3 protein-coding genes are annotated in these 3,394 nt (G+C 74.3%); 1 reads left to right on the top strand and 2 read right to left on the bottom strand.

Features of this window, described 5'->3' with window-relative positions; all coding sequences use genetic code 11:
* Nucleotides 1–112: 112 nt before the first annotated feature.
* Together ACFV61_RS34685 and ACFV61_RS34690 are read right to left on the bottom strand one after the other, a co-directional pair.
* The gene (locus ACFV61_RS34685) at nucleotides 113–781 is read right to left on the bottom strand and encodes a lytic transglycosylase domain-containing protein (RefSeq protein ID WP_380496089.1); all 669 of its coding nucleotides are present in this window, start codon (nucleotides 779–781) and stop codon (nucleotides 113–115) included.
* A gap of 539 nt (nucleotides 782–1,320) precedes the next feature.
* Nucleotides 1,321–2,166 carry an EI24 domain-containing protein gene (locus tag ACFV61_RS34690; protein WP_380496091.1) on the bottom strand — a complete coding sequence of 282 codons (846 nt, stop codon included), beginning with the start codon at nucleotides 2,164–2,166 and terminating at the stop codon, nucleotides 1,321–1,323.
* 332 nt (nucleotides 2,167–2,498) lie between these two features.
* On the opposite strand from ACFV61_RS34690, the gene ACFV61_RS34695 reads away from it, so the two are divergent.
* Entirely contained in the window at nucleotides 2,499–3,296 is a 798-nt protein-coding gene (locus ACFV61_RS34695) for a trypsin-like serine protease (RefSeq protein ID WP_063346442.1), read from the top strand.
* Nucleotides 3,297–3,394 lie beyond the last annotated feature (98 nt).

Genomic DNA, 3,394 nt, shown 5'->3' on the forward strand with positions numbered 1-3,394 from the left:
TACTTGCCCCGCGGCCGCCGCCCGCGCCCCCCCCCCCCCCCCCGCGCGGGGGGGGGCCGGCGGGGGGGGGGGGGGGGGGCCCCGGGGTGCGTCGAGGCTCGGCAGCCTCGGTTTAGTACCAGTGGTGGTTCTGCCAGAACGACCAGGCGGCGCAGGGGCTGCCGTAGCGGGAGTTCATGTAGTCCAGGCCCCACTTGATCTGGGTGGCCGGGTTGGTGCGCCAGTCGGAGCCGGCCGAGGCCATCTTGCTGCCGGGCAGCGCCTGGACCAGGCCGTACGCGCCGGAGGAGGCGTTGACGGCGAGATGGTTCCAGCTGCTCTCGCGGGACACGATGTTGCTGAAGCACTGGAGCTGGCCGGCCGGGACGAGCTGCGCGGCGATCTGCTGCGGGCTGCCGGTGAGGGTCGGGGCGCTGGTGAGGTCCTGGCGCGCCTGGGAGCGGGAGGCGGCGGCGTCCGCGTCGGCCTTGGCCTTGGCGTCCGCCTGGGCCTTCGCGTCGGCCTCGGCCTGCGCCTGGGCGGCGGACTCCGCCTCGGCCTGGGCCTGCGCCTGGGCCTGGGCCTCCTGAGCGGCCTGGTCGGCGGCGGCAGCAGCAGCGGTGTCAGCCTGGGCCTGGTCGGCGGCCGCCTTGCCGTCCACCGTGACGGCGGCCGCAGGGGCGGCGGCCTCGGTGGTGTTCCCGGCCTGCGGGAGGGCGAGGGCGGCGGTGGCGGCGCTCGCGACGACGAGGGTGGCGATGCCGGTGATCAGGGAGTTGCGGCGGGCATGGCTGAGCTGCATGAAGCGGACAATCCTTTTCCGTCGGGGGCCGTGCCGGTGGCACCGGGTGCGGGGCATCGCACGGGCGCCCGGGTGGGCGGGGCCCGCGCGGCCGTCCGGGACGGCCGTGGCGCCCCGGCGGAAGTGGCGGGGCGGGTCGGCTGCGCGGCGGAGGGGGCCGGCTGCGCTGCCTGGCGACGGGCCATTCTTCGCAGGGCCGGGGACGGGTGGCAAAGGCGGGTGCCACTACGGCGGGTAGTAGCCGCAGGGTGGCTGCGGCGAGACGCGGTGATGGGTTTGGGGGAATTTGTCCGACTTGCGTATTTGTAGGTCGAAGGTCGGTGGCGCGAGCGGAATGCGTGGGTGTGAGGTGCGGTGGCCTGCGTTCTTCGAGGTGTTCCGGGCAGCCCGACGCGGGACGGGAGCCCGTGCCGGGGGGTCGGCCGGCGCCCGGGCCGTAGCCGTCCACTATCGGGGGCAGTAGACGGCGAACCCCGTGTGGGCGGCCTCACACCTCCGGCCGGCCGGGATCGGCGCAGGGTGACCGGCCGGTCACCGCTTCAGGAGGTCGCGTACGGGTTCCCGGTGGCGGGCCGGGAGGCCGGCTCCGCCGCCGATTCCGGCTCCTGCTCGTCCGCCGGGGCCGCGTCGCGGACCGGGTCGAGGGCGAGGTCGAGGGCCAGGTCCCGGGCCAGCAGGGTGGCGCCCGCGACGGCCCCCGGCATGGCGAGCACCGTCACCAGAGGAACCAGGAACGCCAGGATCAGCGGCGTGCCGAAGCCCAGCGCCAGCCCGAGCCGGGCGCGCAGCAGCCGGATCCGCTCACGCTGCGGCACCCCGCGCCGCTGGAGGGCGACGGCGACGAGCTCGACGGTCAGGAAGAAGCCGGACACCAGGAAGCCCAGCGCCGGCACCACCGTCTGCCCGATCACCGGGATGAAGCCGCAGGCGAACAGCACCACGCCGAACGCGGCCACCCGCACCAGGACGGAGACGCTGTCCCGTACCGCGATCACCAGTTCGCGCCACAGCGGCGACTCCGGCGGGGTGGGCGCACCGCCCTCGGTCTCGTCGACCTTCGCGGACAGCGCCTCGTAGAAGGGCTGACCGACCAGCAGCGTGACGGCGGTGAAGGTGAGCAGCGAGAGCAGCAGGCCGCCGCCGAAGGCGATCGCGGCGAGCGCGTCGCGCAGCAGGCCCTGCCAGGGCGAGCTCCAGTGGTCGGCGAACGGGGTGGCCCAGTCGGCGAGGTCCTTCGACCAGCCGCCGAGGAAGACGAGCGCGACGGCGTACCCGGCCAGGGTGAGCAGTGCGGGCAGCATGCCGAAGCCCCACCAGCGGCCGTGCCGACCCACCCACTTCTGGCCCCCGACCAGGTACTTCATCCCCGCCACAAGATCTCGCATGGGCGATCACCTTAGGGCATGTCTGACAATTCCCGCCGGGCGTGCGGCGTCTGGGCACGCACCTCGCCGCGTTGTCGTCGGTCGCCGATGGCCCCCAGCCTCCGGCCGGGAGGTGCCCCCACCGCATGGACTCCCTCCTCCGCCTTGCGATGCACGCACCCCAACGCCGCACGCCGATCCGACGCGAATTGTCAGACATGCCCTGGCTTCCCCGTCCGGAACCCCGCATTGCCGTGTTCCTGCCAGTTTCGACCGGCAGGGTCGGGCCCCTCCTGTCGAGACGCCTTCGGGGCCACCCTCGGTGCTCCCCGACCTGTCAGTGGAGGAGTCTGATGAAGCGTCAATTCGGCAGATTCATCGTGTTGTTGGCCGCACTGGTGCTCGGCACCGGCGCGCTGGTGCTGCCCGCCGCCGCCTCGCCCGCACCCTCGGCGCCGTCGCCGGGCGTGGTCGGCGGCACGCGGGCGGCGCAGGGCGAGTTCCCGTTCGTGGTGCGGCTCTCGATGGGCTGCGGCGGCGCGCTCTACACCCCGCAGATCGTGCTCACCGCCGCCCACTGCGTCAACGGCACCGGTGCCGACACCAGCATCACCGCGACCGCCGGCGCGGTCGACCTGCGCAGCGGCAGCGCGGTCAAGGTCCGCTCGACGTACGTGTACCAGGCGCCCGGCTTCTCCGGTGCGGAGAGCGGCGACGACTGGGCGCTGATCAAGCTGGCCTCGCCGGTCGGCGGCAGCCAGGTGAGCACGCTGCCGACCACCGACTCCACCGCCTACGACAGCGGCACCTTCACCATCATGGGCTGGGGCGCCGCGACCGAGGGCGGCGCGCAGCAGCGCTACCTGCTCAAGGCCACCGTGCCGTTCGTCGACGACGCCGCCTGCGCCAACGCCTACCCGGGCCTGAACAGCGCGGCCTCGCTCTGCGCGGGCTACGTCGACCAGGGCGGCGTCGACACCTGCCAGGGCGACTCCGGCGGGCCGATGGTCCACCGGGACGCGGCCGGCCGCTGGGTCCAGGTCGGCATCGTCAGCTGGGGCAACGGCTGCGCCCGGCCCGGCTACCCGGGCGTCTACACCAAGGTCAGCACCTACGCGGCCGACATCGCCTCGGCGGCGGCCGGGCTCTGACGCCGACCGCCGAAGAACCGAAGAGCCGGAGCGCCCGGAGAATCCCCACCGGGGGCTCCGGGGCGTCCGCCGTCCGCCGTCACCGGTCAGCGGTCAGC

Origin of the sequence: Kitasatospora sp. NPDC059817, assembly GCF_042731835.1 — a bacterium.
Lineage (GTDB): Bacteria > Actinomycetota > Actinomycetes > Streptomycetales > Streptomycetaceae > Kitasatospora.